This window comes from Mycolicibacter sp. MU0083, assembly GCF_963378075.1.
Lineage (GTDB): Bacteria > Actinomycetota > Actinomycetes > Mycobacteriales > Mycobacteriaceae > Mycobacterium > Mycobacterium kokjensenii.
On record NZ_OY726394.1, the window covers coordinates 1,044,369 to 1,067,786 of the forward strand.

Consider the following 23,418-nt stretch of genomic DNA (forward strand, 5'->3'; position numbering starts at 1 on the left):
CCTCGCTGATGCTTGTTTCGACGGGTCCGGTTAGGGCAGGGGATAGGCGGCGTGGGCGTCGCCGGTGAAGTCGACGGCCGAGTACTCGTTGAGCTTCGACAGCCGGTGGTAGGCCTCGATCATCCGGACGGTGCCGGACTTCGACCGCATGACGATCGACTGGGTGGTGCAGCCGCCGGGGTAGTAGCGCACACCCTTGAGCAGATCGCCGTCGGTGACGCCGGTGGCGCAGAAGAACACGTTCTCGCCGGAGACCAGATCCTCGGTGGTCAGCACCTGATCCAAGTCGTAGCCGGCATCCAGTGCCTTCTGCCGTTCGGCGTCGTCGGTGGGTGCCAGCTGGGCCTGGATCGCCCCGCCCATGCAGCGGATCGCCGCGGCGGCGATGATGCCCTCCGGGGTCCCGCCGATCCCGGCCAGCATGTCGGTACCGGAGTCCGGCCGGCACGCCGAGATGGCCCCGGCCACGTCACCGTCGGTGATCAGCCGGATACGCGCACCGGTGGCCCGCACGTCTTCGATGAGCTTGGCGTGCCGCGGGCGGTCGAGGATGCAGACCGTCATATCGCGGGCGGAGAGGTTCTTGACCTTGGCGACCGCGGCGATGTTCTCGGCGATCGGCTTGGTGATGTCCAGGACGTGTGCAGCCTCGGGGCCGACGGCGATCTTGTTCATGTAGAACACCGCCGACGGGTCGAACATCGCACCGCGCTCGGCCACCGCCAGCACCGAGATCGCGTTGGGCATGCCCTTGCTCATCAGCGTGGTGCCGTCGATCGGGTCGACCGCGAAGTCGCATTCGGGGCCGTCGCCGTTGCCCACGTCCTCGCCGTTGTAGAGCATCGGCGCGTGGTCCTTCTCGCCCTCGCCGATCACCACCACGCCGCGCATGGACACCGAGTTCACCAGTTCACGCATCGCGTCGACGGCCGCGCCGTCGCCGCCTTCCTTGTCGCCGCGGCCCACCCAGCGGCCGGCGGCCATAGCACCGGCCTCAGTCACCCGCACCAGCTCCAAAGCCAGGTTGCGGTCCGGAGCTTCACGTCGCGTCGGTCCCGTCATGCCAGTCACGGCTGATGATTCTCCCAGAGCCGGATCGGCACCGATGAGCTGGGATACTGGCTCCCGTGACCACCGAGCCCCAACCCGCCCCGCGGCCCGCCAAACCGCGCGTTCTGCACGACGGCCGAGACATGTTCTGGTCGATCATTCCGCTGGTCCTGGCCTGCCTTGCGCTGGCCGGCCTGGCCGGGACCTGCGCATTCCGGCCGGGCGGCATCACCGCAGGCCCGGTGCCGTCCTACGACGCCGCCGTCGCACTGAAGGCCGACGCGCAGACGCTCGGGTTCCCGGTCCGGCTGCCGCAGCTGCCCGACGGCTGGCAACCCAATTCCGGTTCTCGCGGCAGCATCACCGACGGGCGCGCCGGGGATTCGGGGCAGCGGTTGCGGGCGGTGACGTCGCGGGTCGGCTACATCAGCCCCGGCGGAATGTATGTCAGCCTGACCCAGAGCAACGCCGACGAGGTTCCCCTGGTCGCCTCGATCCAGCCGAGCCTGCGGCCCACCGGTGCCGAGGACGTCGACGGCACCCGCTGGGTGGTCTACCAGGGCGACGGCGACGCGGTGTGGACCACCCGTCTGACCGGCAAGACCGGCGCCGCCCAGTTGGCCATCAGCAGCGCCGGCGGACCCGAACTGTTCCGCACGCTGGCCGCCGCGGTGCAGTCGCAGCCGCCGTTACCCGTCCGCTGACGGTTCGGCGGCGGAGAACGCCTGAAGGTACACCTCGATGGTGGTGACGATGACGATCATCAGCACCGGGCCGATAACGATGCCCCAGAACCCGAACATGCCGATCCCGGCGAAGACGGCCAGCATCATCAGGGCAGGATTGAGTCGGGCGTCGCGCGGCACCAGCACCGGGCGCAGGAAGTTGTCGATGTTGGTCACCACGATCAGGTGGAAAAAGAAGACGAACAGGCCGCCCGGGATATTGCCGAACAGCGCCATACCGATGCCGAACGGCATGGTCAGGATGCCGGCGCCCAGCGGGATGATCGACATCGCGGTGAGCAGAATCGCGATGACGAAGAACCCTTCGTGGAATCCGGCGATGTAGATGGATCCGGCGGCCGTCACGCCCTGGCAGAACGCGATGACGAACTGGCCGCCGACGGTGCCGCGCACCATCGAGCCCATCTTGGCCAGGTAGAGGTCGGTGACCTCGGCGCCGAGCGGGTTGAGCCGGCGGACCAGCGTGTGCACCTCGTCGCGGTGGGTCAGCAGCGCCAGGAACACGTACAAGAAGATGATCGCCGCGGTGATCGCACCCGCAGCGCCGCCGACCGCGCCCTGCAGCACATGCAGCAGTAGCTCACCGCCCTTCTGCGCCACCGTGACCATCGACTGCCGCAGCGACTCCATGGTCAGCTCGACGTGCACGAACGGCACTCGCGCCAGCAGGCCGTTGACGAATTTCAGGGCCTTGTCGCCTAGTGCGTTGGGGTCGGTGGCCTGTACCCATTCGGCGACCTCACCGGCGGTGCGGGTGATCTGGGCGACGGCCAGAAACACCGACAACCCGATCGGGACGATCACCGCCACCAGGGCCGCCAGCAGGGTGCCGGCGGATGCCAGGCCGGTGGGCAATCGGCGGTCGAGCAGCCGGAACAACGGCGTGAACAGGTACGCGCCGACCGCGGCCACCACGATCAGGACGAAATAGCTGCGCAGAAAGTACGCCCCGAACACCAGCGCGAGCACGGTGAAGACCGCGAGGGCTCGCCGCTGGGTCGGGGTGAACTCGGCGTTCATGGGCGCGGCTCGGCCCATTTGTCGCGGATGGCCTGCCACGGATCGGCGTATTGCTTACCCGTGCCGTGGTAGGGGGAGCGGGTGCGCATCACCACGCGGGCCAGCGGCGCGACCAGGCGCAGCAGGTAGCGCAGTGGGCCGGTGCCCGCCGCGGTCTCGGCGACGAGGTCCGGCCAGGAATGGTGCTGGAAGCCGAGTGCCTCCTGGGCGCGGCTGGAGTCCATCCAGTCGGTGTTGAACCAGTCCCCATCACGCGCGGGGTCGCCCGGCAGGCCGGGCGGAACTCCGTTGACCAATCCCATCGCGTTGGCCATCGCGCGTGCGACATCGCCCTGGACGTGCCGGTGCGAGTCGTCGCCGCCGATCAGCAGGGTCTCCCCGACGACGGGTGCGGTGGTGGCCGCCACGAACGCCGACGCGACATCACGGACGTCGACGGTCTGCAGTCGGCCGTCGGCGGGCAGCAACTGCTCGAAGTACATGTTGTCGAGCTTGGTGTAGGCGCCCAGGTCGGTGGTCATGACGCCGCCGAGTCGCAGGATCACCCAGTCCAGCGAGGATGCCCGGACCAGCTGCTCGGCCTGCAACTTGTGGTCGCCGTAGACATCGGCGGGGTTGGTCGGGGTATCGGCGGTCAGCACACCGTCGACGGTGTGCGGGTTGCGCGACCCGTAGACGGCGATGCTGGAGGCCTGCACGAACCGCGGCGGCTCGGACTGGGTGGCGGCCGCGGCCAGCAGGTGCCCGGTGGCCTCGACGTTGACCCGGCGAGCCAGGTCGCGGCGGGTGTAGATGAACGGCGGGATCACCGCGGCCAGGTGGATGATGGCTGCGGGCCGCACGGCGCGCACCAGGGCGTCGACCGCCGCCGGATCGGTGAGATCGGCGTAGCGCACCTGCACCGAAGCGGGCAGGGCTGCCGCGGCTTTGCGGTTCTCGGGGATGTTCAGGTCGGTGGCGACGACGTTGCGGCCATCCGCCGCCAGTTGCTTCACCACCGCCGAACCGACCAGACCGAACGCACCGGTCACCAGCACCGTTTCCACTGGCAGCCCCCTGGCTAGCGCGCCTGCGCCTGAATCTGCTTGAACAGATCGAGATAGTAGGGCATGCAGTCGGCCATTGCCTGCTCCGTGGTGAACGGCGGTTCGTATCCCAGGTCCCGCCGGGCCTTCGCGATGGAGAAATAGTTGTCCAGGTAGACCCGCTCCACCGCGCCGGGCTCCAGCAGTGGCGGCATGATGCCGAACTTGAAGTGCAACTTCTGCCAGACCACCATCACGTCGCGGATCACCCGGCCCGGCAACCGCCGCGTCGGCCAGCGCTGCCCGCAGGCCTCCATCACCGGCCGGGCGAACTCGAACATGTTGATCGGGTCGTCGTCGTTGATGAAGTAGGCCTGCCCGGGCGCGCTGCCGCCGGGCACCAGGTGCTCGGCGGCCAGGATGAATCCGTGGATCAGGTTGTGCACGTAGGAGTTGTCGAGCTTGGCGCTCTCCTTGCCGATCAACACCTTGACGTGGCCGGCGACGACGCTCTCGAACAGCTTGCGGAACATGGTCTGGTCACCGGGGCCCCAGATGCCACTGGGCCGGATCGCGCAGGTCAGCATGCCCTGGCCGTCGGGGCCGCCGTTCTCGGCGAGCACGAACTTCTCCGCGACCACCTTGGTCTCGGTGTACAGGTCGTTGTACTTGGTGGTGTACGGCATCGTCTCGACACCGGGCGCGATCGATTTGCCGCCCATGATCACGCTGTTCGACGAGGTGTAGACGAATCGTTTGACGCCGGCCTGCTGTGCAGCCCGGACCAGATTCTTGGTGCCCTCGACGTTGACCCCGAAACTGCGGGCCCGCAGTTCTTCGGTGACCGACGGGCCGCCGGCCAGATCGATGACCGCGGCGGTGTGGAACACCGTGTCGATGTCGGCGACCGCGGTGGCCACGGTCTGCGGGTCGCAGATGTCGCCCTCGAGCGTCTCCAGATTGGGGTGCGCGTCCACGGTCGACGGCGCCCGGTCGAACGACCGGACCCGGTAGCCGCGCTCGAGCAGCGTCTTGACGAAGTTGGTGCCGACGAACCCGGAGCCGCCGGTGACCAATACCCGGCCGAGTTCAGTGGTCAGTGCTGGATCACCCATCGGACGAGCATAACTGAACGTGTTCCAGTTTCTGACCGCGAAGTCAGTCTCCGGTGCTGTCCTCGGCGTCGGCCGCCAGAACTTCCTGCACCCGCAGTCGGGCGCCGGCCAGATGCTCCTCGCAGCGTTTGGCCAGCTGTTCGCCCCGCTCCCAGAGGTTCAGTGAGGCGTCGAGGTCCAGTCCGCCCTGCTCCAGACGCTGCACGACATCGATCAGTTCGTCACGGCACCGCTCGTAGCCCAATTCACTAACGGGTGTCACCGGATCGGCTTGCTCAGCTGCCATCGCTGGGTCCTCCAAGAAGTCGTCCTCCAAGAAGTCGTCCTTCACTCGTCGCCGCGATCGCCCCGTCGGCCACCCGGATCCGCAGCCGGGTTCCGGCCGCGGCATCCTCGACCGACCGCAGTACCTGCGGCCCCTGGGCGCCGACGGCCTGGACGACCGCGTAGCCGCGCGCCAACGTCGCGGCCGGGCCCAGGGTAGCCAGCCGTGCCGACAGGTGCCCGATGCGTTCGGTCTGCACCGCGATCACCCGCTCGATGTCGCGGCGCACCGTGGCCAGGGCGCGCTGCACCTGCTCGCCGCGCTCGTCGAGGGCACGCAACGGGTCGGCCAACACCGGGCGGCTGCGGAGTTGCGCGAGCACCCGATCCTCGCGCACCACCCAGTTACGCACGGCCTGGGCGCTGCGGCGGCGCAGATCGTCGACCAGTGCCTGCTCGGCGGCCGCATCCGGGACGATCTTCTTCGCCGCATCGGTGGGGGTGGCCGCCCGCAGGTCGGCGACCAGATCGGACAGCGGATTGTCCGGTTCGTGGCCGATCGCGCTGACCACCGGGGTGCGGCAGGCGGCGATCTCCCGGCACAGCGTCTCGTCGGAGAACGGCAGCAGATCCTCGACGCTGCCACCGCCACGGGCCACCACGATCACCTCGACGTCCGGGTCGGCGTCGAGGTCGCGCAGCGCCGCGACGATCTGGGCCACCGCGGTCGGTCCCTGCACCGCGGTGTTGCGCACCGCGAACCGCACTGCGGGCCAGCGGGCGCCGGCCACCGTCATGACATCGCGTTCGGCGGCGCTGGCCCGACCGGTGATCAGGCCGATGGTGGCCGGCAGGAACGGCAGCGGCCGTTTGAGCCGCGGATCGAACAACCCTTCGGCATCCAGCAGCCGCCGGAGTCGCTCGATGCGGGCGAGCAGTTCGCCGATACCCACGGCGCGGATCTCGGACAGGCGCAGCGAGAAGGTTCCCCGGCCGGTGTAGAAGTTCGGCTTGCCGCGGACCACCACCTGGGTGCCCTCGATCAGCTTGACCGGTGCCCCGGTCACCATCTCGGGAGTGCACGTCACGGTCAGCGACATGTCCGCGGCGGGATCGCGCAGCACCATGAACGCCGTCCGGGTACCCGGCCGCAGGGTGATCTGGGTCAGCTGGCCTTCCACCCACACCGAACCCAGCCGATCGATCCATCCCTTGATCCGGGTGGCGACGGCACGGACCGGAAACGGGTTCTCGGCGGACTCACCCGCCCCGGGGGCGGTCACTTGGTGGTGGTGCGGGTGATCCTGTTGGCCAGCAGGGTCTGGAACGGCGCACGGGCCTTGGTGGCCTCTTCATAGGCGAGCAGGGTCTCGAGTTCGTCGAGGCTCAACGACGCCAGCCGGGCCCGCAACTGGGCCAGGGTCAGCGAACCGTAGTTGAGTTCGTCGACCAGGTCGGGGACCTCCACCTCCGGGTCCGCGTCACTGCCACCGGTGGCACCGGTCGCGGCGGGCGGGGCGGCACCGTCCTCGCTGAACGAGTACAGGGCGAAGCGCCCGTCGCTGCGGGGGCCGGCGTCGGAATCGTCGAACACCGCACCGGTGACGCCGTCGTCGAGGTCCTCGTCGAAGGTGGCCCACTCCGGCTGCTCGTCCTTCGGTGGGAAGAGGGATTCCAGGGTGGTGTCGCCCTTGTTGACCAGGTCGGCGACGCCCTGCTGCCAGCGCATCACCGCGTGCGCGGCCTGACTGGCCAGCGTCATCGGGTAGGCCAGGATGGTTTGCGGCAGCTTCAGGGTCTCCTCGACCGCGACGGTCGCCGCGCCGACCAGAAGCCGGACTCCAAAGGGTGCGTTTGCCATGGTCTCCAGACTGCCTTACCCGCCGGTCATCTCCAAGCATCGGGTCGCCCGGTGTGAGCTGGCGGTCCCGCGTCGGCAGACCGTAGGCTGGTTGCCATGCCGCCGACCCTGGATATCAAGACCGCCGTCGATCCCGGGACGCCGGTCGCCGGTGCGCCTGCCGGTAAGCGGGTGCTGCTGGCCGAGCCGCGCGGATACTGCGCGGGCGTGGACCGTGCGGTCGAGACCGTGGAACGGGCGCTGGAGAAGCACGGTGCACCCGTGTACGTCCGTCACGAGATCGTGCACAACAAGCATGTGGTGGACACCCTGACGAACAAGGGCGCGGTCTTCGTACACGAGACCGACGAGGTGCCCGAGGGTGCCATGGTGGTCTTCTCCGCCCACGGCGTGGCCCCGACCGTGCACGAATCGGCCGCCGACCGCGGTCTGCGGGTGATCGACGCGACCTGCCCGTTGGTGACCAAGGTGCACAACGAGGCCAAGCGCTTCGCCCGCGACGGGTACGACATCCTGCTGATCGGCCATGCCGGCCACGAAGAGGTCGTCGGGATCATCGGGGAAGCCCCCGACGACGTGCAGTTGGTCGACGGCTTGGATGCGGTGGCCGCGGTGACCGTCCGTGACGAGAACAAGGTGGTGTGGCTGTCGCAGACCACGCTCAGCGTCGACGAGACCATGCAGACCGTGGTGAAGCTGCGCGAGCGTTTCCCGAATCTGCAGGACCCGCCCAGCGACGACATCTGTTACGCCACGCAGAACCGGCAGACCGCGGTCAAGGCGATGGCCCCGGAATGTGAGCTGGTGATCGTGGTCGGATCGCGTAACTCCTCGAACTCCAACCGGCTGGTCGAGGTGGCGTTGGGGGCTGGCGCCACCGCTGCGCATCTGGTCGACTACGCCGACGACATCGACCCGGCCTGGTTGGCCCCCGAGGCCGGCCCGGTGCAGACCATCGGCGTCACTTCCGGCGCCTCGGTGCCGGAGATTCTGGTGCGCGGTGTGTTGGAGCGGTTGGCCGAGTACGGCTACGGCACCGTGTTCCCGGTGGCCACGGCCAACGAGACCCTGGTGTTCGCACTGCCGCGGGAGATCCGGCCGGATCGCCGCTGACGGTCGACCGTCAATCCTTGGTTCGCGAGTTCTCCGGCACGTCCGCGTCGACGTCGATGTCGGCCAGGGCGATCCGCGCGCTCGTTGCGTGCTCGGAGAGCGGCCGCATGTGGTCCCAGCCGTCGATTATCAACGCCGGTCCCTCATCCCGGCTGTTGAACTCATCCAGGAAATACCCGAGGGTCTCGCTGGTCGTGTGATCGACCAGGGGCACACTCGAACTCAGGTGCACGTGCACTGTCCGGGTTTCCGGCGGATACTGCCCCAACTCCCGAATCACGTGGAACAGGTTGAAACACACCAGGGCGCGATCGAGGTAGAGATGGTAAGTCCCTTCGTCGAAGTCCCGGCGCGACACCGGATTGCGGAACATGTTGAGGAAACGGCCGACGAGACTCGGCTTGGCGGAATCGGCGCGGTGGTGCAACGCGTGCCACAGGCCTTCCAGCCACAGATTCAGTACCAGTTTCACGGCGACGCCGGCGAGAAGGCCGACGAGCAGGTCCGTCGACAACGTCACGAGCAAAGTCACCGCGAAGACGACGAACTGCTCGCCCCCGACCTGCGTGACATGGCGCCAGACCGCGGGTTTGCACAGGTTGTAACCGATGAAGACCAGGACGGCGGCCAGCACCGCCAAGGGGACCATGTTGATCAGGTCGCTGAGCAGCAGTACGAACGTCAACAGGAAGCAGGCGTTGTAGAAGTTGGCCCATTGGGTGCGGCCTCCGCCCAGGATGTTGGCCGTGCTCTTGACCATGCCGGGGATGATGGTCAGGCCACCGAGTGTGCTGGAGGCGATGTTGGACACGCCCATGGCCTGCAGGGTGCGATCCGGGTCGGAGCGCCGGCGGAACGGATCGATTTTGTCCACGGCTGCGATGGTGGCCAGGGACTCGGCTCCGTCGATCAAGACCAGGGTGATGACCACGTAGGACAGCGCCAGCCATAGTTCGGGATGGGCGAACACCGTGCCGAACTGGGGCAGGACGATCCCATCCATCAGCGAATCGGGGACGTCGATCAGGTAGTCCTTGTCCAACTTCAGGATGAAGACGCTGGCGAGCGTGCCGGCGAAGAAAACCCAGACCGGTGGCGGCATCACCTTCAGCAGTCGCCCGGGTAGCACCGTCAGCATGAACAACCCTGCCAGGCAGCCGATCCCCAGGGTGAAGACCTGTAGATTCATCGACCCGATGTGGCTGGGGACTTCGGTGATGATGGCCCAGAAATCGCGGCCCTCGAACGGCACGCCCATGAACAGCGGGATCTGCTTGGCGATGATCATCAGGCCGATCGCGGCCAGCATGCCCTGAATGGCCGCGGCCGGGAAGATGGCGCTCAGGCGGGCCACCTTCAACTTGGCGAGGATGAACTGCACGACACCGGCAAAGGCGATGGCAACCAGGATCAGCGGGTAACCCACCGCAAGCAACTCGTCTTGCGGTGCATCCTCGCCCAGGCGAATCTGCCCCAGGGTGATCATGCCGGCGAACAGGACCGGCGCCAGTCCCGCCGCCGGGCCGCTGATGGTCACATACGAGCCGCCTAGAAAGGGCAGGACGAAACCGGCGATGATCGCCGACACGATCCCGCAGATGGGCGGCGCGCCCGACGTGATCGCGATACCCATCGAGAACGGCAGCGAGATCATCGCCACGGTGAAGCCCGACCGGAGGTCGTAGCGCCAGTGTTTGAGGCCGGCTAAGCCGTTGTGCGGCTTTTCGGTCGGCATGGTCGAGATCTGTTGCATGGATCGGCTCTCTCGGCAGCGGCTTAAAACTGTTGGGGTGATGCGCTGCGAAGTCGCGCAGCATCAATCCGACTTCATAACGGGAGGGGGATATACGGGGCGGGGGGCGGACAAATCGCATCGTAGCCCTTGCAACGAAATGCGCGACTTGAACCGCAGTCACAATAAAATTTGCGCTGTGGTAACGGTCGAATTATCGGGGTCGGTACGACGATCGGCCCGGCCCGGCCCGTGCCGGCCCGGGCGGCTCTCGCGCAGCTGTGCCGGTCCGACCTGCAGTTATCGGCCGTCATGGCCGGTTCGCGTGCAGTCCTCGGGGAACCTCTGCGTGCGGCGGAGTTGTGATTCGCAAATTCACAGTAAGTTGACAGGTGTATTTCAGTAAATGCGCAGTATTTGGGTTCGGCATGGAATTTTTCTGTCGTCTCAACACCATGGAAATCCCCGATTGATTGGTGCGGCGGGGCGTCGGTCGATGCAAGCGTGGCGGAAGGCGGCTTGGCTAGATGTCGAACTCCCAGGAGTCGAATTCTTCGCGCGATGAGTGGGCGCGGGGACGCGGGGCCGCATCGGATTCAGCCCCCGCGGCTCTGCGGTAACGAACCTGCGAGACCGGGTGGCGCCGCGGCAGCCCTTCGGCCACCTCGTCGGGCCGATAGCCGCGGGTGCGCGGATCCCGATGCGGTCTGGGCATCGGTTCTGCGGCGCGCGGCGCATCGGGTGACGGACGCGGACGTCGTCGCGGCTGATCCTGCCATTCCGGGGCGGGACGTCGTCGCGGTTGGTGCTCGTCGCGTACTTCCGGTGCCGGGCGTCGTCGGCGCTGAGGCGGATCCTGGCGGGTGCCGGCCGGCGGCCGGCGGCGGGGACGCGGGGCTTCCTGGTCGTCCATCTGTGGACGGACGTGCCGGGAGCGCGTCGGCGCCGCTCCGTTCGTCGCCCCGCGATGTCCGGTGGGGCGGTTGCGGGTTCGCGAACCGGCCTCTCGTGCGGCACGCCGGGCTTCGGCGGTGGCGCGGCGTGGGCGCTCGCCGGACCGCGGCGGGCGCGAAGCCGGCCGTTCGACCGCGTGGGCCGGATTGCGGTTCAGCGCCGAGTTGACCAGGGCGACGAGCTTGCCGACGAACGCCGGCGGGTTCGCGGTGCCCGGCTTCTCGGTCACCCGCTTCTGCACCCCGCCGTCCAGCATGCCCAGATACCAGCGGACCATCCCGATCAGCAGCACCGCCGCGGCGGTGAACAACATCAGCGGGAATCGTTCGATCAGCGGATAACCGCAGTTGATGGCGATGTTCTTGAGCCCGGGGAAGCCGGCGCCGTGGAACACCCAGTACGCGGCGGGCACGCTGACGAACAGGATCAACGGGGGCTGGACCACCGTCGCGAACACCGCCGACTGCTGGACCATGAGCACCGCCGCAACGCAGCCGACCGCATAGAGGGCGGCGAAGACGACGGTCAGTTCCTTGTCGCCCGAGCCGGCGTCGAACGCCACCCCGATCGCTGTTGAGATGACCGCCACCGCTACGGCGCTCCACCACGGCAAGCCGTTGATGTTCGGCAAAATAGAACGGTGGTCAGCCGCCACTGCCGACTTCTCGCGCGCTACTGCCACACACTGACGGTACCGGCTGGCGACGGCGGGTGCGCACGGCGGCACGCGCAGCGATCTAGACTTGGTCACTCGTGAGCCTGAGCCTGGGAATCGTGGGGTTGCCCAACGTCGGTAAGTCGACCCTGTTCAACGCGCTGACACACAACGATGTGTTGGCCGCCAACTACCCGTTCGCGACGATCGAGCCGAACGAGGGTGTGGTGCCGCTGCCCGATCCTCGGCTGGCCAAGCTGGCGGAGATCTTCGGGTCCGAACGGATCCTGCCCGCGCCGGTGACGTTCGTCGACATCGCCGGCATCGTCAAAGGTGCCTCGGAAGGGGCCGGCCTGGGCAACAAGTTCCTGGCCAATATCCGCGAGTGCGACGCCATCTGTCAGGTGGTGCGGGTCTTCGCCGACGACGACGTGGTGCACGTGGACGGCAAGGTGGATCCCGAGGCCGACATCGAGGTGATCGCCACCGAGCTGATGCTGGCCGATATGCAGACGTGTGAGAAGGCGGTCCCGCGGCTGGAGAAGGAAGCCCGCAACAACAAGGACCGCAAGCCCGTGCACGAGGCCGCGGTGGCCGCCGCGGCCATCCTGGACAGCGGCAAGACCCTGTTCGCCGCCGGCGTGGACGCCGCGCCGCTGCGGGAATTGAACCTGCTGACCACCAAGCCGTTCCTGTACGTGTTCAACGCCGACGAGTCGGTGCTCACCGACGCGGCCCGGGTGGCCGCGCTGCGTGAACTGGTGGCCCCGGCCGATGCGGTCTTCCTCGACGCCAAGATCGAGGCCGAGCTCGCCGAACTGGACGACGAATCCGCGATGGAGCTCCTGGAGTCGATCGGGCAGAGCGAGCGCGGCCTGGACGCGTTGGCCCGCGCCGGCTTCCACACCCTGAAACTGCAGACCTACCTGACCGCAGGGCCGAAGGAGGCCCGGGCCTGGACCATCCACCAGGGCGACACCGCGCCCAAGGCGGCCGGGGTGATCCACACCGACTTCGAGAAGGGCTTCATCAAGGCTGAGGTGGTCTCGTTCGACGACCTGGTCGAAGCCGGCTCGATGGCGGCGGCCAAGTCCGCCGGCAAGGTGCGCATGGAGGGCAAGGACTACGTGATGGCCGACGGGGACGTGGTGGAGTTCCGGTTCAACGTGTAGAGGTGCAGGTCAGCAGCTATTTATTGGCGGTCTGTCCGCAGTTCGTCCGCAGCAGGGTTAGCCGCCACCCGGAACAGGCTTGCAGCTGCTGCGCGGTCGGCTAGCCTGCCTGCATGGTGCGGCGGATGCGCGATGCAAATTTTAAAGCTAGCCAGATCGCTCATCAATCGGATCCGCATATCGCTCCGATCAATGCGTTCGTTGATCAGCTGGTTGACCCGGATGGGCGGGGTTGGCTGCCGAAGGTGGCTCCTCTACACGGCGGGGTGGATGCCAAGATTCTTAGCGTCTTGAGTGACCCGGGAAAAGCAACGCGGGAGGGTAGCGGTTCGGGGTTCTTGTGCATCGAGAACGACGATGCGACAGCCGAAGCCCAATGCAAGCTCTTCGCGGACCAGGGAATCCCGCCGCGTTGGGTCCTGCCGTGGAACGCCTACCCGTGGTTCATCGACCGTGCTCCGAATGCCGAAGAAAAGAAAGTCGGAGCGGTGGTTCTTTGCAAGCTCATTGACATGGTCGAGACTTTGGAAGTAGTGCTGTTGCAGGGAGTCGTAGCGGCAGCCGCGTGGAAGCATGTCAAGAAGCTGCGCCCATCCTTGGATGCTGATCGTGGTCTGAAGATTGTCGAAAGCATTCACCCAAGTAAGCAAGCGCTATGGACGCCAGACCCCGCTGGGCGCCAAGCTCGCCTCGAAAGGCAACAGCGGGCCTTTGATGAGATCGCGCGGATAGTCCATGGCCAGGCGATGTAGTCCACCTCCTCGATGTGATTAAGCTGATCCACCCCTCGGGGGTGCCACTGATCTCCTGTAGAGCGCGCCTCGATTTGCCTCGATTTGCCAGCGTCCGTTTCTCTCCAGGAAAACGCGGCATTGACTGAACATTGGTTGCTTGTGTGTGTTTGGTTCGGCATGGCCTCGGCTTGGGGGTGTGGCCCCTCGCTTCTCGCGATTCTTCGCGGCTGATACACGCCCGACTGTCTCGCCATACTGGCGACGTGCCACCATTACATTCTCTAAGGTCAACATGTTGATGAAGGCGGCAATGTCATGGGACCATTTGATTAGGTTGACATCCTCGTCCTTCCAGCAATATCTCGGATGATTCCTTAATCGGTGAACTCGCGTGATCGCCTGAAATTCATGCGGACCAAATTGAAGTGCCTTGTTTAATAAAGGTATGACATCCTTCTGTCGAAGCGGGTGTGTTTTATTCGGATCCACTCTTTTCTCTACAGTCGTGACGCTGTCGTTGTCGATTCCGGAGATACCTACGGTTACATCCGCATCGCGCAACCTCTTTGTCGATTGCAGATGGACCGTATAAATAGTTAGAAGTCGAAAGCTGTCGGTTCTAAATTCTTGGTGCGCGGCCTGGATCTCAAGCAGGAACTCCTGAACTGCTGATCCTCCGCCTCGTAAGTATTGAACCGGATCGACAGGAGCTTTCACCCCCAGTGGGAGGATCTGCCAGGAAATTTCTTCGGTAACATCTTTGTCGAAGACCTCGCGGGCAATGTCCCGCTAATTATGGATCGCTGTCTGGGCTAGGCATTAATTTACGACCCCAAAGTCGGGTTCATTGTAAAAGTGGACTGTCTTGTTGTTCCTGCCGTCGTTTTGGGTAGTAGATCGAGCTCCCAGATTTTGATAAAACGGCCTTCAGTATAAGTTCCCGGGCATTGATAAGCATGACAACTGCGACCTCGTCGCGGTAGGGAAACCGTGGTTTATTATAAATCTCAATCGCGGCGAGCATGGCTGACATTGAGTTACCAAGTAGCCTCCGTGACGATCCTCGGTAATTCACGACATCGTCCTCCTGTGAAGGAAAGCCTGCCTGCAGACAGGCAACCATCCCGCACAGTAGCCGCGATACACGCTAGCCAGGGGAGGCGATCGACGTGCCACTTACCGGGCACCACGGTCCATCGCGATCGGGGCGCAACCTTTACGGTCCCCCTTCGGGCGAGTCGGTGCCGTCGTCCGCAGTCCGTCGGCAGTAGTTGCGGAAACCGCCGTCACTGGTAACAGCCAGCCAAATCTTTGACCTGCGGGTTCTTAACGCAGTCAACGCTTTCGGTCCAGCTAAACCTCCAGCAAGGAGTTCCGGTTCAACGTGTAACCGCTACGTCCGGGGTGTGGGTCGGTCGATCCGGCGGGGCGCCGGTGACGCGCAATTCGTGGGTCGCGGTGACCAAAACTCACCGACGCGTCCCGCAGTGCCCGATGATCGCGGTATGGACCGTTTTCGGCGCGGCGACCTGGTTTTCGACCTCGACGACCGTGGGCCGGCCGATGCGCCCACCGTCATCCTGTTGCATGGCCACCCGCAGACTGCGGCGGCTTGGGACGGCGTGATTCCGCGGCTGCTCACTGCGGGATATCGGTGTCTGGCGCCGAACCAGCGGGGGATATCGCCGGGGGCTCGGCCGCGGCGACGTCGCGACTACCGGATGGCCGAACTGGTCGGCGACGTGGGCGCCTTGGTCGATGCGAGCGGTGCATCGAGTGTGCACCTGGTGGGTCACGACTTCGGCGGACTTGTCGCGTGGAGCTTCGCAGCGCAATGTCCGGAGCGGGTTACTACGTTGTCCGCGCTGTCCAGCCCGCATCCGCGCGCGCTGCAGCAGGCGATGTTGACGAGCAGGCAGGGCATGTCGTCGTGGTATGCCTTCGCCTACCAGCTGCCGAAGCTACCCGAACGGTTCTATCTCGGAGCTGACGGCAAGGGGGTGAGGTTGGCGCGGATGCTGCGATCCGGCGGGCAGCGACCCGATCTCGCCGACCGCGACGCCCGATTCATGGCCGAGCCGGGTGCGTACCGGGCTGCGCTCAACTGGTATCGGGCGGCACCTTTAGCGGGACGTGTCGGCGTGGTGGCGGTTCCGACACAGTTGGTCTGGAGTGACCGTGACAAATACATTCTTGAGAGGGCAGCGCGCAGGTCTGAACGCTATGTGACCGGTGACTTTCGCTTTGTGGCGCTCGCGGGGTCGCACTGGATCCCCGATGAGCAGCCCGAGGCGGCAGCCGATCTGCTGCTCGATTGGTTTGCCCGCTACCGGTGACCACCGGCTACCTCGAGGGAGTTGACTGTTGTCCGATCAGTTGCCGCCGTGCCCCGCCTGCAACGAGGCGTACACCTACGAGCAGGGCGCGCTGCTGGTGTGCCCGATGTGCGCGCACGAGTGGACGGCCGATGACGCCGGCGATGGCGGGGCGCAGGATTCGGATGCGGCGATCGTGGACTCGGTCGGTAACCCATTGGCCGACGGCGACACGGTGACCGTGGTGAAGACCGTCAAGGTCAAGGGCGGCGGAGGCGGGGTGATCAAGGCCGGCACCAAGGTGCGGGGCATCCGGCTCATCTCCGATGGCGTGGGCGATCACGACATCGACGCCAACGTCCCCGGATTCGGCCGTATGCAGCTCAAGTCGAGCGTGGTGAAGAAGGTCGTCTGACCTCGATGACAGCGGATCACGGCCTAGTCGATCTGTTCACGCCGGTCATCGATCAGGCCTGTGCGAAGTTCGGCCTCTGAGCAGGATCGCCCATCCGGTATTCACGCTAGAATTCTGTACATGACGACGTTGCCCTTGGCTGAGGTTCGGGCAAACCTGTCCAAGCTGGTCGATGAGGCTGTCCGCACGCATCAGCGGGTCGAAGTCACCAGGCAGGGCAGGCGGGCCGTCGTGATCCTTAGCGCCGAAGACTACGACTCCCTCATGGAAACGCTGGACGTCTTGAGTGATTCGGAGTTGGTGCGCGAGATTCGGGACGCCGAGGATGCAATCGAGCGCGGCGAAGTCTTCACGCTCGACGAGGTGGCCGAGGAGATGAGGGCTGCCGGGCGGCTGCCTAGGTGACGTATCGCATTGAATTGTCTGGTGCCGCCAAGCGGGCGTTGACCACCGGGCTCCCCGAGGCTGTTGCGGCCGCCTGTTGGGAGTTCATTTGTGGCCCGCTTGCCGAGGAACCACGTCGAGTGGGTAAACCGCTGCGCGACCAGTTGGCAGGCCGATACTCAGCGCGACGTGGCGAATTCCGGGTTATCTACCGGATTATCGATGACCGAGTTGTCGTGGGTGTCATCCACATCGTGCACCGGCGCGACGCCTATCGGACCTAGGCGGCACCAAGCAGCCTTTCCAGTCTCCGTCATTTTTACTACGTTGCGTAGTAATTGGCTTTGGGGGCGGGATGAGATGACGCGGCGTCAGTCGCGTTGAGTTCGCGGTCTTGGATTACGGCGAGTCCCTGGCCTTCTATGACGGGTTGTTCGGCTGGCTCGGCTACAGCAACTACATGACGAATCATCCGAGCCCGCACAGTTATATCGGCATCCAGCCGGCTGGGAGCCGGCCTGGCCGCCAAGGCCTCCCGCCCGGCGGCTACCAGACGACGGCGAGGCCCGCCGCGGTCAGGACCAGCGCCCCGGCGGCATAGAACAGCGCACGGGGCGCCTCACCGGAACGGCGTTGGCGGGCCCGCCCGATGCCGAGCACGGCGCCCAGCGCGATCAGGATCACCAGCTTGGTCTCGATCTTGGGGTAGTTGAGCACCACTCCCGCGGGCCAGGGGGCGGCCAGGGCCAGTCCGGTCAGCAGGGACAGTCCCACGCCGTAATCCATGACCGGGGTGAGCTGAAAGCGTCGCGCCGCAGCCTCGGCGAACAGGGCGCCAAACGTCACCGCGAAGCCGATGATGTGCAGCAGAACTATTACGTGCCGTAGTACCTCCACGTGGCACAGGTTAGCCGCTGGCGGTGGCGAATGGTATTCGATCCCGCGTACTAGTGGCCCGGGTTGCGCGAGTCGTCGGGGCTCAGCAGTGAGCTCAGGAGTTTGCGCAGGTCGGCCAGTTCGCGGATGGCCAGCGAGAGCTGTTGTCGGGGGTCGGTTTCCGTGGCGGTCGGCATCGCAGAATCTCCCTAGTTTCTTCGATGGGCTTACTGGTACCACCACGGTACACAAACAAGGAAGGAAGGCCATCAAAGAAAACTGATGAACGGTCTATCGGACAGCAATGGATAGCGTAGAAACGACCGACGAATCTTTCATGTGGCCTCCGTCGGGAGCCTTTCGCCGCAAGGTCTCTACCCTGACTGCTATGACCTCCTCGACTACCCGTCTCGCCGCCGTCGTCGCCGCCACCAGTGACCCGGCCGCCGCCGACTCGGCCGGCTCCCAGGTCGTCTTCCGCGCTTCGGCCGTCGCCCACGATGCGGTGGCCAGCACCGTCACCATGGGCCGCTACAGCGTGGAAGTCGACGAACCGCCCGCCCTGGGCGGGGAGAACACCGCACCCAACCCGGTCGAGTACTACCTCGGCTCGCTGCTGTCCTGCCAGGTCGTCACCTGGCGGTACTGGGCCGAGAAGCTGGGCATCGCAGTCGATCAGATCACCGGGCGCGCTGAGGGAGACCTCGACGTACGCGGCTTCTTCGGCCTCGCCGACGACGTCCGTCCCGGCTTCAAAGAGGTGCGCGTGGTCATCACCGTGACCGGCCCGGACACCGAAGAGCGCTACCGGGAACTGCACCAGGTGGTCGAAAAGCACTGCCCGGTCCTGGATATGACCACCAACGTCACCCCGGTGCACAGCACCCTGGAAATCGGGTAGCCGCCGTGATCTTCATCGTCGTCAAATTCGCGGTCAAGCCGGAATGGGCGGAGCGCTGGCCGCAGTTGGTGGCCGCCTTCACCGAAGCGACCCGCGCCGAACCGGGCAACCTGTGGTTCGACTGGTCGCGCAGCCTCGACGACCCGTGCGAGTACGTGCTCGTCGAGGCGTTTCGGGACGGCGACGCCGGCAGCGCGCACGTCAACAGTGACCATTTCAAGCAGGCCATGGCCGACATGCCCCAGGCGCTGGTGTCCACGCCGAAGATCATCAGCCAACAGATCGAGGCCACCGACTGGTCGGCGATGGGTGAACTGACCATCGACTAGGGCACGACGGAGATCTCCCGACCGAGCTGATAGCCCGGGGCCAAGGGCAGGATGTCGCCGCTCCAGAACGACCCGGGGTCGAACCAGTTCGAGTTCTTGTCGGTCGACAGCAGGCCCATCTCCTCGTAGGTGATGGCGACCGTCTCGGCGCAGTAGGCCGTCTGCAGGGCTACCTTGCGGTGGCGGGCTTTGCGACGCTGACTGAGTTCGTGGACCTTGCGATCCAGAACCGGGATGCCGCGGGTCCAGTCGCTGGCGGTCGGCAGCCGCCCCCGCAGCCACCGGCCGGTGAGCCGTGCCGTGGTGGGGAAGGCGGTGCCGTCCATCCGGGCGATGGCACGCAGCAGCTGATCCTCCTGTTCGCGGGTGACGGTCCCGCTGAGCTGGCGGAACCAGCAGCGCTGCTCGTAGCGGCCCAGCCACTGTTCGACGGCAGCACGGGCGTCGTTGAGCTGGACACCGCGGTGATTGGTGCCGGTCCAGTAGTCGAGCAGTTTGTCGCCGAGTTCGGCGTGCCAGATCAGCGGGGGCAGGTCGTCGAGCGCCACCGTCATCCCGACGTGGTTCACCGGGGCGTTGGACAGCGTCTGGATGGCGCGGTCCGGTCCGGAGCGCCCGCGGAACAGCCAGATGTCACCGGTGCGGGTCTCGGCCAGCACACGTTCCAACGTCACGGTGTGTTCGTCCACGACAGCACCATAGGGTGTGAGCGTGCGCAGCATCTGGAAATGGATCGGCCTGGCCGGCGTGGTCGGCGTCGCCGCCGGGGGAGTGCTGGTGGTGCGGGACCAGCGCCGGCGGCGGGCCTATACGCCCGAGGAAATCCGGGCCCGGCTTCATCAGCGGTTGGCCGAAGCTGACGGCGACGCCTGACAAACGGGGTTAACCGCAGTCCACCGCGTAGAGCCGGTGGGTGCCGGCGAAGCCCTTCAACTCGGCGTCGCGTCCGGCGCCGACGGTGATGTCGTCGCGGTCTTTGACCGCGTCACGGACCGGGCCGCTGATCAGGATCTGCCCGCCCTCGGCGGCTGCCGCCACTCGGGCGGCCATCGCGACGTTGCGTCCGAACAGGTCGTCGCCGCGGCGCACCGAACGGCCCATGTGCGCCCCGATCCGGACCTTGATCGGATGCTGCGGTTTGCGGCCGCGCGGCGACGCCAGCGCGTGCTGGATGTCGACGGCACAGCGCACCGCCTGCTCGGGCTGCGCGAACGCGATCATGAACCCGTCGCCCTGACTCTTGACGACATGCCCACCGTGCCGGGTGACCATGCGCTGCACCATTTCGTCGTGCCGGGCGATCAGCTTCACCCAGGCGCGGTCGCCGATCCGTTCGTTGAGCGCCGTGGATCCCTCGATATCGGTGAACAGCACCACCACATGCCCGTCGGGGGTCAGCCGGGCCAGGTCGGGCCGCTCCACCTCCGCCCAATCGGCGAGGTCTTCGATCGAGCTGCGCACCGCTGCACCGAATCCCTGCTTGCGCACCAGGTTCGCGGTCTGCCACATGGTTTTGACGGCTTCACGCCCGCCGCTGAGCAACAGATTCCGGGTGTCGACGCGGCCGCGCAGGTCCGCCACCTCGGCTTGGACCCGCCGCAGGCGTGCGGTCAACACCGCCAGCGCGACGCCCTCGCCGACGGCCAGAGCCGCCAGCGCGTAGGCCGCGAGCATCGGCGGCGCGAACCACCCCGTCAAGGGCCGGACACGAACTCGACGACCGCGGCGCTGAAGGCGTCGTTGTCGTCGCCGGCCGCGGTGTGACCGGCCCCGGACAGTTCGACGAACCGCGCACCGGGAACCTTGGACAGGAAGTCGTCGACGCCTTCGGTGCTCACCACGTCCGACAGCTTGCCGCGGATCAGCAGGATCGGGATCTGCAGTCCGATGGCCGCCGACTCGAGTTTCTCGGTGCGCAGCGCCGGATCGTCGCCGGGTTTGGACATCATGGCCGGATCCCAATGCCAGTACCAGCGGCCGTCGCGGAACCGCAGATTCTTCTTCAGGCCCTCGGGGCTGCGCGGCTTGGCTCGGTGCGGCAGGTATTCGGCCACCGCCTCGGCGGCCTGCTCGAGGGAATCGAAGCCGTCGATGTGGCTCAACATGAAGTCCCGAATCCGGGCGCTGCCGTCCTTCTCATAGCGGGGCACCACGTCGACCAACACCAGCTTGGACACCCGCTGCGGACCGGCCTGGTCGGCGACCATGATGCCGGTCAACCCGCCCATGCTGGCCCCGATCAACGCCACCGGTCGGCCTATCGCGTCGATCACCGACAGCGCATCGGCGGTCAGGGTCTCCAGGGAGTAGTCGGCGTTCGGTGAGCGGTCACTGTCGCCGTGGCCGCGGGTGTCCAGGGCGACGACGTGACAACCGCGCCCGGCCAGGATCTGGCCGGTCTTATGCCAGGAATACCGATTCTGGCCGCCGCCGTGCAGCATCAGGATCGTCGGATACCCGGCGGCGTCCGGGGCGCCCCGGTTCCACTCATCGGCGGCCAGCGTGACTCCGTTGACGCCGTCGAACGCGACCGTCTGGGCTGTGCGCATCTCAAAGATGGTAGATAGGTTGGACGACAGCGCGGACAGAAACGCCCGCCGGTGCGGTCTGAGGGGTATGCGATGAGTGAACCGCGGTGGATCGACGTGACGGCGCCCGAGGTCGAGCTCAAAGCCTTGAGCTGGGGAACACCGGGTAATCCGGTGGCGTTGTGCCTGCACGGTTTTCCCGACACCGCCTACGGATGGCGACGGGTGGCGCCCGCACTGGTCGCGGCCGGTTGGCATGTGGTGGCGCCGTTCCTGCGGGGCTACGCACCGTCGGCGATACCGACCGACGGCAGCTATCACCTCGGGGCGCTGATGGACGACGCGCTGCGGGTTCTCGACGCCGTCGGTAGGACGGGCCGCGACGTGGTGATCGGCCACGACTGGGGGGCGATGACGGCCACAGGACTGGCTGCCATGCCGGACAGCCCGTTCACCAAGGCGGTGATCATGTCGGTGCCCCCGCCGGCCGCACTGCGCGGGGTCCGGGGCGTCGGCCGGTTGGCCGTGGCCCGATACCTGCCGGCCCAGTTGGTGCGCAGCTGGTACATCAGCTATTTCCAACTGCCCTGGCTGCCGGACCGCTCCGCCTCCTGGGTGCTGCCCCTGTTGTGGCGTCGGTGGTCACCGGGATACGCCGCCGAGGACGACCTGCGGCACGTCGACGCGGCCATCGGGACACCGGACGGCTGGCGTGCGGCACTCGGCCCCTATCGGGCGCTGCGCAGCCTGCGTGCCCCGGCGCGCTACGCCGGCCTGCACCCCTACTGGCTGCAGCTCCCGACGATCCCGAGCCTGTATCTGCACGGACGCACCGACGGCTGCATGACGGCCGCTTTCACCCGCTGGGTTCCGCCGGCACTGCCTGCGGACAGCGCGGTGGCGGTCGTCGACAACGCCGGCCACTTCCTGCAACTCGAGCAGCCCGACGAGGTCTCCGAGCGGATCCTGCGATTCCTGGCCTGATGCGCGGTCGGCCGATGACCGCGATCGACGCGCAGTTCTACTGGATGTCGGCCAAGATCCCCAGCGACCAGTTCCTGCTGTACGCGTTCGCCGGGGTACCGGCCGACCTCGACGGCGCTATCGCCGAGGTGCTCGAGCGGGCCCGGGCGGTGCCGGACCTGACGATCCGGGTGGCCGACGCTTGCGCGCTTCGCTATCCGCGGTGGGTACCGATGACCGGCGGCGTCGCCGCGATGCGGCACCGGGTGGCCGACGACAGCTGGACCGGGTGCCTGGATGCGATCGTGGCGCTGTCCGACGACCAACTCGACGCCGCCGTGGCGCCGTGGCGGCTGCACGTGTTCGCCCCCGTGCACGGCATTCCCGGTCACCCCGGCGCCGGCAGCGTGGCCGTGCTGCAGGTGGCCCACGCGCTCGCCGACGGGGGACGGGCGTCGGCGCTGGCGGCCCGGTTGTTCGGCCGGGCGGCCACCGTCGCCCCGCTGCGTGCACCCGGCCGTGACGTGCTGCCGTGGCGTGCGGCGGTGGCCGCGCGCGCCCACCGAGACCGTGTCGACGCCACCCGGGCCGGACTGCTGCCGCCGCCGGTCGGGGACCGCCCACCGTTGGCCACCAACAACCGGCCCGGCGGTTCCCGGACCGTGCGCACCCTGGTGCGCCGCCGCGACGACCTGCGCGGGCCGACCGTGACGGTCGCGGTGCTCGCGGCGGTGTCGGCGGCACTCTCGGACTACCTCGGCGAACCCTGCGAGCAGCTCGGTGCCGAAGTGCCGATGGCCAAAGCCGGCACCCGGCGCGCACACAACCATTTCGGCAACGTCCCGGTGGGCCTGTACCCGTCACTGCCGCACGATGCCCGCTGCGCACGGATCGCCGCGGATCTGACGGTCGGCCGGCTGCGCGGCCGCCATCCCGCGTCGGCCGCAGCCGACCGGGCTTTCGCCGCGACGCCCGCGGCGCTGCTGCGCTGGGGTGTCCACAATTTCGACGTCGACGCCCGACCGGCACGGGTCGCCGGCAACACCGTGGTCTCCAGCGTGCACCGCGGCGCCGCCGATCTGCGGTTCGGTGCCGCGCCGGTATCGCTCACCGCGGGATTCCCCGCGCTGTCCCCGGCGATGGGCCTGACTCACGGGGTGCACGGTATCGGGGACGGCGTCGTGGTCAGTGTGCATGCGGCCGAATCGGCGATCGCCGATATCGAGGGTTATCTACGACTGTTGGACGCCGCGTTGTAGTTTGGGC

Annotated in this window: 28 protein-coding genes and 1 pseudogene; 14 read left to right on the top strand and 15 right to left on the bottom strand. The window is 66.7% G+C overall.

The genetic code is table 11. From position 1 onward, the window contains the following. Positions 1-30: 30 nt before the first annotated feature. Positions 31-1,062, bottom strand: a complete 1,032-nt coding sequence (gene glpX, locus RCP38_RS04950) for a class II fructose-bisphosphatase (RefSeq protein WP_308475921.1) — start codon at positions 1,060-1,062, stop codon at positions 31-33. Positions 1,063-1,127: 65 nt separating this feature from the next. Here glpX and RCP38_RS04955 point away from each other — a divergent pair, with 65 nt between their 5' ends. Continuing rightward, entirely contained in the window at positions 1,128-1,754 is a 627-nt protein-coding gene (locus tag RCP38_RS04955) for a DUF4245 domain-containing protein (RefSeq protein WP_308475922.1), read from the top strand. Here the strand turns inward: RCP38_RS04955 and RCP38_RS04960 are convergent. The 6 genes from RCP38_RS04960 to RCP38_RS04985 are packed head-to-tail and all read right to left on the bottom strand — an operon-like array spanning position 1,740 to position 7,081. Beyond that, the gene (locus tag RCP38_RS04960; RefSeq protein WP_308475924.1) at positions 1,740-2,816 is read right to left on the bottom strand and encodes an AI-2E family transporter; all 1,077 of its coding nucleotides are present in this window, start codon (positions 2,814-2,816) and stop codon (positions 1,740-1,742) included. The two genes, RCP38_RS04955 and RCP38_RS04960, sit on opposite strands and share 15 nt — an antisense overlap. Next, positions 2,813-3,862: an NAD-dependent epimerase/dehydratase family protein gene (locus RCP38_RS04965; protein WP_308475925.1), complete on the bottom strand. Its 1,050-nt coding sequence runs from the start codon at positions 3,860-3,862 to the stop codon at positions 2,813-2,815. The genes RCP38_RS04960 and RCP38_RS04965 overlap by 4 nt, the downstream gene beginning before the upstream one ends. A 14-nt stretch (positions 3,863-3,876) precedes the next feature. Next, a complete protein-coding gene (locus RCP38_RS04970; protein ID WP_308475927.1) occupies positions 3,877-4,956 on the bottom strand; it encodes a 3-beta-hydroxysteroid dehydrogenase in 1,080 nt (359 codons plus the stop codon). Between the two features lie 43 nt (positions 4,957-4,999). Beyond that, positions 5,000-5,242, bottom strand: coding sequence for an exodeoxyribonuclease VII small subunit (locus RCP38_RS04975; RefSeq protein WP_308475928.1), 243 nt, complete (start codon positions 5,240-5,242; stop codon positions 5,000-5,002). Further along, complete coding sequence (gene xseA, locus RCP38_RS04980; protein WP_308475930.1) at positions 5,232-6,503, bottom strand: exodeoxyribonuclease VII large subunit; 1,272 nt, start codon at positions 6,501-6,503, stop codon at positions 5,232-5,234. The genes RCP38_RS04975 and xseA overlap by 11 nt, the downstream gene beginning before the upstream one ends. Further along, entirely contained in the window at positions 6,500-7,081 is a 582-nt protein-coding gene (locus RCP38_RS04985) for a lipid droplet-associated protein (protein WP_308475931.1), read from the bottom strand. Before RCP38_RS04985 ends, xseA begins: the two co-directional genes overlap by 4 nt. Before the next feature lie 96 nt (positions 7,082-7,177). Here RCP38_RS04985 and RCP38_RS04990 point away from each other — a divergent pair, with 96 nt between their 5' ends. Beyond that, positions 7,178-8,194: a 4-hydroxy-3-methylbut-2-enyl diphosphate reductase gene (locus RCP38_RS04990; protein ID WP_308475933.1), complete on the top strand. Its 1,017-nt coding sequence runs from the start codon at positions 7,178-7,180 to the stop codon at positions 8,192-8,194. Positions 8,195-8,204: 10 nt separating this feature from the next. Here RCP38_RS04990 and RCP38_RS04995 read toward each other — a convergent pair whose 3' ends face one another. Both RCP38_RS04995 and RCP38_RS05000 read right to left on the bottom strand, forming a co-directional pair. Next, positions 8,205-9,947 carry a SulP family inorganic anion transporter gene (locus tag RCP38_RS04995; protein ID WP_308475934.1) on the bottom strand — a complete coding sequence of 581 codons (1,743 nt, stop codon included), beginning with the start codon at positions 9,945-9,947 and terminating at the stop codon, positions 8,205-8,207. 502 nt (positions 9,948-10,449) lie between these two features. Continuing rightward, positions 10,450-11,511, bottom strand: a complete 1,062-nt coding sequence (locus tag RCP38_RS05000) for a DUF6542 domain-containing protein (RefSeq protein ID WP_308475935.1) — start codon at positions 11,509-11,511, stop codon at positions 10,450-10,452. 122 nt (positions 11,512-11,633) lie between these two features. Between RCP38_RS05000 and ychF the strand changes: the two genes are divergently transcribed. Then, positions 11,634-12,707, top strand: a complete 1,074-nt coding sequence (gene ychF / locus RCP38_RS05005) for a redox-regulated ATPase YchF (protein ID WP_308475937.1) — start codon at positions 11,634-11,636, stop codon at positions 12,705-12,707. A 113-nt stretch (positions 12,708-12,820) separates the two neighbouring features. Then, positions 12,821-13,459: a uracil-DNA glycosylase gene (locus RCP38_RS05010; RefSeq protein WP_308475939.1), complete on the top strand. Its 639-nt coding sequence runs from the start codon at positions 12,821-12,823 to the stop codon at positions 13,457-13,459. Positions 13,460-14,285: 826 nt separating this feature from the next. On the opposite strand, the gene RCP38_RS19955 is transcribed toward RCP38_RS05010, so the two are convergent. Next, positions 14,286-14,564 carry a DUF3644 domain-containing protein gene (locus RCP38_RS19955; RefSeq protein ID WP_373692440.1) on the bottom strand — a complete coding sequence of 93 codons (279 nt, stop codon included), beginning with the start codon at positions 14,562-14,564 and terminating at the stop codon, positions 14,286-14,288. A gap of 382 nt (positions 14,565-14,946) precedes the next feature. On the opposite strand from RCP38_RS19955, the gene RCP38_RS05015 reads away from it, so the two are divergent. The 5 genes and pseudogenes from RCP38_RS05015 to RCP38_RS20025 all read left to right on the top strand — a co-directional run. Next, positions 14,947-15,777, top strand: coding sequence for an alpha/beta fold hydrolase (locus RCP38_RS05015; protein ID WP_308477066.1), 831 nt, complete (start codon positions 14,947-14,949; stop codon positions 15,775-15,777). A gap of 28 nt (positions 15,778-15,805) precedes the next feature. Continuing rightward, on the top strand, positions 15,806-16,171 hold the full coding sequence (locus RCP38_RS05020; RefSeq protein ID WP_308475941.1) for a zinc ribbon domain-containing protein YjdM: 366 nt from the start codon (positions 15,806-15,808) through the stop codon (positions 16,169-16,171). A 120-nt stretch (positions 16,172-16,291) separates the two neighbouring features. Continuing rightward, entirely contained in the window at positions 16,292-16,576 is a 285-nt protein-coding gene (locus tag RCP38_RS05025) for a type II toxin-antitoxin system Phd/YefM family antitoxin (RefSeq protein ID WP_308475942.1), read from the top strand. Then, positions 16,573-16,839: a type II toxin-antitoxin system RelE family toxin gene (locus RCP38_RS05030; protein ID WP_308475943.1), complete on the top strand. Its 267-nt coding sequence runs from the start codon at positions 16,573-16,575 to the stop codon at positions 16,837-16,839. The genes RCP38_RS05025 and RCP38_RS05030 overlap by 4 nt, the downstream gene beginning before the upstream one ends. A 110-nt stretch (positions 16,840-16,949) precedes the next feature. Next, positions 16,950-17,063 (top strand): annotated as a pseudogene (locus RCP38_RS20025) (VOC family protein); the annotation flags it as partial. 38 nt (positions 17,064-17,101) lie between these two features. On the opposite strand, the gene RCP38_RS05035 reads toward RCP38_RS20025, so the two are convergent. Both RCP38_RS05035 and RCP38_RS05040 read right to left on the bottom strand, forming a co-directional pair. Then, the gene (locus RCP38_RS05035) at positions 17,102-17,452 is read right to left on the bottom strand and encodes a Fe-S protein (protein WP_308475944.1); all 351 of its coding nucleotides are present in this window, start codon (positions 17,450-17,452) and stop codon (positions 17,102-17,104) included. Between the two features lie 50 nt (positions 17,453-17,502). Further along, positions 17,503-17,628 carry a hypothetical protein gene (locus RCP38_RS05040; RefSeq protein WP_308475945.1) on the bottom strand — a complete coding sequence of 42 codons (126 nt, stop codon included), beginning with the start codon at positions 17,626-17,628 and terminating at the stop codon, positions 17,503-17,505. A gap of 191 nt (positions 17,629-17,819) precedes the next feature. Here RCP38_RS05040 and RCP38_RS05045 point away from each other — a divergent pair, with 191 nt between their 5' ends. Continuing rightward, positions 17,820-18,332, top strand: a complete 513-nt coding sequence (locus tag RCP38_RS05045; RefSeq protein ID WP_308475946.1) for an OsmC family protein — start codon at positions 17,820-17,822, stop codon at positions 18,330-18,332. A gap of 5 nt (positions 18,333-18,337) precedes the next feature. Next, positions 18,338-18,661, top strand: coding sequence for a putative quinol monooxygenase (locus RCP38_RS05050; protein ID WP_308475948.1), 324 nt, complete (start codon positions 18,338-18,340; stop codon positions 18,659-18,661). Here the strand turns inward: RCP38_RS05050 and RCP38_RS05055 are convergent. After that, positions 18,658-19,350 (bottom strand): guanylate cyclase, encoded by a 693-nt coding sequence (locus RCP38_RS05055; RefSeq protein WP_308475950.1) that lies wholly within the window; start codon positions 19,348-19,350, stop codon positions 18,658-18,660. The two genes, RCP38_RS05050 and RCP38_RS05055, sit on opposite strands and share 4 nt — an antisense overlap. Before the next feature lie 22 nt (positions 19,351-19,372). On the opposite strand from RCP38_RS05055, the gene RCP38_RS05060 reads away from it, so the two are divergent. Continuing rightward, positions 19,373-19,534 (top strand): hypothetical protein, encoded by a 162-nt coding sequence (locus RCP38_RS05060; RefSeq protein ID WP_308475952.1) that lies wholly within the window; start codon positions 19,373-19,375, stop codon positions 19,532-19,534. Positions 19,535-19,543: 9 nt separating this feature from the next. Here RCP38_RS05060 and RCP38_RS05065 read toward each other — a convergent pair whose 3' ends face one another. Together RCP38_RS05065 and RCP38_RS05070 are read right to left on the bottom strand one after the other, a co-directional pair. After that, on the bottom strand, positions 19,544-20,335 hold the full coding sequence (locus RCP38_RS05065; protein WP_308477067.1) for an adenylate/guanylate cyclase domain-containing protein: 792 nt from the start codon (positions 20,333-20,335) through the stop codon (positions 19,544-19,546). A 20-nt stretch (positions 20,336-20,355) separates the two neighbouring features. Next, positions 20,356-21,210 (bottom strand): alpha/beta fold hydrolase, encoded by an 855-nt coding sequence (locus tag RCP38_RS05070; RefSeq protein ID WP_308475954.1) that lies wholly within the window; start codon positions 21,208-21,210, stop codon positions 20,356-20,358. Between the two features lie 72 nt (positions 21,211-21,282). On the opposite strand from RCP38_RS05070, the gene RCP38_RS05075 reads away from it, so the two are divergent. Continuing rightward, positions 21,283-22,173, top strand: coding sequence for an alpha/beta fold hydrolase (locus RCP38_RS05075; protein ID WP_308475956.1), 891 nt, complete (start codon positions 21,283-21,285; stop codon positions 22,171-22,173). Continuing rightward, positions 22,173-23,411: a WS/DGAT/MGAT family O-acyltransferase gene (locus tag RCP38_RS05080; RefSeq protein ID WP_308475958.1), complete on the top strand. Its 1,239-nt coding sequence runs from the start codon at positions 22,173-22,175 to the stop codon at positions 23,409-23,411. Before RCP38_RS05075 ends, RCP38_RS05080 begins: the two co-directional genes overlap by 1 nt. The last annotated feature ends 7 nt before the right edge of the window (positions 23,412-23,418 follow it).

Bases quoted from the DNA above. Each gene is read 5' to 3' on its own strand.
- RCP38_RS04995 (WP_308475934.1), bottom strand. From the start codon at position 9,947: ATGCAACAGATCTCGACCATGCCGACCGAAAAGCCGCACAACGGCTTA.
- RCP38_RS04975 (WP_308475928.1), bottom strand. From the start codon at position 5,242: ATGGCAGCTGAGCAAGCCGATCCGGTGACACCCGTTAGTGAATTGGGC.
- RCP38_RS05070 (WP_308475954.1), bottom strand. From the start codon at position 21,210: ATGCGCACAGCCCAGACGGTCGCGTTCGACGGCGTCAACGGAGTCACG.
- glpX (WP_308475921.1), bottom strand. From the start codon at position 1,062: ATGACGGGACCGACGCGACGTGAAGCTCCGGACCGCAACCTGGCTTTG.
- RCP38_RS04990 (WP_308475933.1), top strand. From the start codon at position 7,178: ATGCCGCCGACCCTGGATATCAAGACCGCCGTCGATCCCGGGACGCCG.
- RCP38_RS04985 (WP_308475931.1), bottom strand. From the start codon at position 7,081: ATGGCAAACGCACCCTTTGGAGTCCGGCTTCTGGTCGGCGCGGCGACC.
- RCP38_RS05010 (WP_308475939.1), top strand. From the start codon at position 12,821: ATGGTGCGGCGGATGCGCGATGCAAATTTTAAAGCTAGCCAGATCGCT.
- RCP38_RS05080 (WP_308475958.1), top strand. From the start codon at position 22,173: ATGCGCGGTCGGCCGATGACCGCGATCGACGCGCAGTTCTACTGGATG.
- RCP38_RS19955 (WP_373692440.1), bottom strand. From the start codon at position 14,564: ATGGTTGCCTGTCTGCAGGCAGGCTTTCCTTCACAGGAGGACGATGTC.
- RCP38_RS05065 (WP_308477067.1), bottom strand. From the start codon at position 20,335: ATGCTCGCGGCCTACGCGCTGGCGGCTCTGGCCGTCGGCGAGGGCGTC.
- RCP38_RS04960 (WP_308475924.1), bottom strand. From the start codon at position 2,816: ATGAACGCCGAGTTCACCCCGACCCAGCGGCGAGCCCTCGCGGTCTTC.
- RCP38_RS04970 (WP_308475927.1), bottom strand. From the start codon at position 4,956: ATGGGTGATCCAGCACTGACCACTGAACTCGGCCGGGTATTGGTCACC.
- RCP38_RS05045 (WP_308475946.1), top strand. From the start codon at position 17,820: ATGACCTCCTCGACTACCCGTCTCGCCGCCGTCGTCGCCGCCACCAGT.
- RCP38_RS05040 (WP_308475945.1), bottom strand. From the start codon at position 17,628: ATGCCGACCGCCACGGAAACCGACCCCCGACAACAGCTCTCGCTGGCC.
- RCP38_RS05015 (WP_308477066.1), top strand. From the start codon at position 14,947: ATGGACCGTTTTCGGCGCGGCGACCTGGTTTTCGACCTCGACGACCGT.
- RCP38_RS05075 (WP_308475956.1), top strand. From the start codon at position 21,283: ATGAGTGAACCGCGGTGGATCGACGTGACGGCGCCCGAGGTCGAGCTC.
- RCP38_RS05025 (WP_308475942.1), top strand. From the start codon at position 16,292: ATGACGACGTTGCCCTTGGCTGAGGTTCGGGCAAACCTGTCCAAGCTG.